Annotated in this window: 3 protein-coding genes and 2 pseudogenes; all 5 read left to right on the forward strand. The window is 42.4% G+C overall.

Translation table 11 applies throughout. The annotated features are described in order from the left end of the window. A pseudogene (locus B5F34_RS18020) lies at positions 1 to 97 on the forward strand (IS982 family transposase); the annotation flags it as partial. A 143-nt stretch (positions 98 to 240) separates the two neighbouring features. Then, positions 241 to 534: an N-acetyltransferase gene (locus tag B5F34_RS16965; protein ID WP_239449024.1), complete on the forward strand. Its 294-nt coding sequence runs from the start codon at positions 241 to 243 to the stop codon at positions 532 to 534. Between the two features lie 41 nt (positions 535 to 575). Further along, positions 576 to 1,187: a sugar transferase gene (locus B5F34_RS16970; RefSeq protein WP_087340931.1), complete on the forward strand. Its 612-nt coding sequence runs from the start codon at positions 576 to 578 to the stop codon at positions 1,185 to 1,187. Positions 1,188 to 1,405: 218 nt separating this feature from the next. Beyond that, the gene (locus B5F34_RS16975) at positions 1,406 to 2,650 is read left to right on the forward strand and encodes an aminotransferase class I/II-fold pyridoxal phosphate-dependent enzyme (protein ID WP_140393027.1); all 1,245 of its coding nucleotides are present in this window, start codon (positions 1,406 to 1,408) and stop codon (positions 2,648 to 2,650) included. A gap of 881 nt (positions 2,651 to 3,531) precedes the next feature. After that, positions 3,532 to 3,767: pseudogene (locus tag B5F34_RS17795) on the forward strand (hypothetical protein); the annotation flags it as partial.

Raw genomic sequence — 3,767 nt, forward strand, 5'->3', positions numbered from 1 at the left:
CAATTCTCTCTCTGCCATAGCTGCATACTGCTTCTTTGAAAAGAAACCCGCCATTGACTTATGTTTCGTCAAGGACGGGCAACTTGCTATGTTTTGATTTATATCGAACTCACGTTAATTACAAAGCCTATAAGAAAGTGGTTTTCTGCAGTGATAATACCAACCATACCTTTTTCAAATCTGCGCGTCCAGTGTTATCGTTGGTGTGGTTATAAAATCGGTAGACATACTTTCATCGGTATGCGTTGTTATTTGGATGATATGTGTTATGATTTGATAGAGATTGAAGATCATGTGACTATATCCTATGGGGTGTTTTTTGCCTGTCATGGGAGGAAGCAGGGACATAATAAGTTGGTGATAAAGAAGGGGGCTTATATCGGCATGAATAGTTCCATTGTGGCGAGGAATGCGGAGGGGCTTATCATTGGTGAAAATGCAGTAGTCGGGGCTTGTAGCTTGGTGAATAAATCGGTGGATGCAGAAGATGTGGTAGTCGGCATTCCGGCTAAAAGTATCAGAAAGAAGTCATAAGCTGATAAGGGTTGTATTGAATCGCTTTTCAATTTGTCAAAATGTTTTTTAAATCTGTTTTTGACCGAGGAATGTCGTTCTTTGGTCTGATTATTTTATCTCCTGTCTTATTGATTGTTGCCATCTTGATACATATCAAGATGCCGGGAGGGCCTGTTATTTTTAAGCAGCGGCGTGTGGGACAATATGGTAAATTATTTACCATGTATAAGTTTCGTTCGATGTTGGTGCATCATTCGGGGAGTTCGGTTTCTGTTGCAGGAGAATCGCGTATTACACCTTTGGGAGCAAAATTGAGAAAATACAAATTGGATGAATTGCCGGAGTTGTGGAATGTACTGATAGGCGATATGAGTTTTGTGGGACCGAGACCAGATGTGCCAGGGTATGCAGATGCATTGGCTGGAGAAGATAGGGAAGTTTTAAAACTTAAACCAGGCATTACAGGACCTGCTTCTTTGAAATATCGAGATGAGGAAGAGTTGTTGGCTAAGCAGGATGACCCAATAAGGTATAATAATGAGGTGATTTTTCCGGATAAAGTAAGAATTAACCGATATTACCTACATCATTATTCTTTTGTAAAAGACATTCAGTTGATTGTTTGTACTGTCTTGGGGAAGAAAATGATGTATAATGGGGAAATAATATAAATCTGAATGTAGGGATGCTGAATATAGTTTCGGATAAAGTCACATTTTTTTTAAAGGAATGGCTTATTCGTTCTATATAGTTTTTTCTCGTTTGATATTGAGATTTAAATCATAGACTAAATAGCTTATAAATATACAAAAAGTTTCAGGTATATTTGAAGTCCTGCCAAATAAAATCGGAGGTTTAAATTGTACTTTAATATTTTTTCAAACGAAACATGGTTAGCAATCGAATTTATCTCTGCCTTGCCCACATGAGCGGCCAGGAGCAGAAATACATCCAAGAGGCATTCGACACGAATTGGGTAGTTCCTCTTGGTCCGAATGTGAATGCCTTTGAGGCAGATTTGGAACATTTTGTCGGACAGGATAAGAAGGTGGTGGCTTTGTCATCCGGTACGGCAGCGGTGCATTTGGCATTGATTGCCTGCGGAGTAAAGGCTGGTGATGAGGTGATTGTGCAGAGCTTTACGTTTTGTGCCTCGTCAAACCCGGTGACTTATCTGGGAGCTACGCCGGTGTTTGTGGATTCGGAGGCTGAATCCTGGAACATGGATCCGGTGTTGCTGGAAGAGGCTATCGTGGACCGTATGAAGGTGACGGGCAAAAAGCCGAAGGCTATCATTCCGGTGTATCTGTATGGTATGCCTGCCCGCATAGAAGAAATCATGCTGATAGCGGCCAAGTATGATATCCCGGTGATTGAGGATGCGGCAGAAGGTTTGGGCAGCCGATATGACGGACAGGTGTGCGGTACATTCGGTAAGTTTGGTGTGCTGTCATTCAACGGTAACAAGATGATTACTACATCGGGCGGCGGTGCATTGATTTGTCCGGACGAAGAGGCAAAGCAGAAGATTATGTTTTATGCCACACAGGCGCGTGAGTCGTATCCGTATTACCAGCACGAGGAAATAGGTTATAATTATCGGTTAAGCAATATCTGTGCGGGTATCGGACGCGGACAAATGACGGTGATAGAGGAACACATTGCCCATCACAGACATGTATGTGGGTTGTATAGGGAGTTGCTGGCCGATGTAGACGGGGTGGAACTGCATGAGAATCCTACTTCCCGTCAAGATAGCAATTATTGGTTGAATACAGTGTTACTCAGCGAGGATTTGCATGTGAAGGGAGAGGAACATGCGTATGAGCAGGTAGTACATGGTGCGGTAGGTGGGGCTGCCGGCGTGACGCATCAGGCTGCTTCGGCGCATACGGATTGTGAGCCGAATGCCAATGTGGAGGCCATGCGTATGGCGTTGGATGTTGCGGGTATCGAGTCGCGTCCGCTGTGGAAGCCGATGCATCTGCAACCGGTGTTCAGGCAGAACCCTGCTTATACAAACGGGGTAAGTGAAGCATTATTCAAACGTGGCCTTTGTTTGCCCAGCGGACCGTGTGTGACGGATGACGATGTGGCTTACATCGTCAATCAGATAAAGGTAAATATTCTGTAAGTTCGTTATCCTGAACCTTGGGTTGAGCGTCGTAAACCTTAGGTTTAGCACCATAACCTTTAGGTTTAGAAGACTAACCGTAACTTTCATTTTTTTAGCTGTGAATGATGACGATTTTTATGGGGACATATCGCCAGAAACAGACCTTTGAAAGATTCATTCCTCTCTAAAATCTTTTTCCTCTGAACTGCTCTCACGCTTTCATCAGATTTTAATCTATTGTATATAAGAATATTATTGTGAAAGATACATCTTTCACAGAACTTTCACAGCCTTCATCTTGAAGGCTGTTTTTCTTTTTATAGGTATGAAGCGTACTGCTAATGTATATGGAGGTTCTGTCTGAGGTATATGAAATTTGCTTATAATCTATAAGCAGGAGAGTTGATGAGGAAGCGGCTTGTCATATTATTTCCAGGCAGTGAACGAGGTGTGAAAGATACGTGAAGGCTGCATCTTTCACATTATCCAACTTATATATAGATGTTTATGTTCTTGTGAAAGTGTGAAGGCATTTCTATATAAAAAGACAATGTAGGAGGTTTATCTTTCAAAGGCTATGCTGAAATATTTATATTTTCATTTTTCAGGATAATTAAAAAAGCTGTATCTGATTGATACACAGAATGGAATTGAAGAGTGTGAGATTTTAGGTAACGATTTAGCGACATTCAGAACGCTCTGACTTGCTGCGGTTTACCTCATAGATTCAAACAACTCTTTCGTATTTGCAAAGATACATTTTTTATCCCATAGCACCAAATCATTACCTATTTTTTAGGGATATTACTGTTACCTCGTTCTGAAAACGGCTTCCGGCTTGATGTGCGTAAGCCCATTTCAGAAACGGCACAAGCAAAGAAAAGCCCACGACGACCACAATGTCACAAGTGACACCGCCATCGTCGTGGGCACTTCTTTTATATGCTTGTGCAAAACGGACAAGTCCGTTTTATCCATTTTCTTTTTCTCGTCTTCTTTTGGCAGCCGAAATGCCACCGGATGCAGGGCACGGCAAGCGTGAATCTGCACCTGCGACTATTTCCGGCTGTCATGTCTTCCCTGTCCTCAAACCGTCTTGCCATGCTTTTGCCAAACCGGGCATGGCAGACAAGAC

The sequence above is a fragment of the Mediterranea sp. An20 genome (assembly GCF_002160055.1).
In the GTDB taxonomy this organism is placed as follows: Bacteria; Bacteroidota; Bacteroidia; order Bacteroidales; family Bacteroidaceae; genus Bacteroides; species Bacteroides avicola.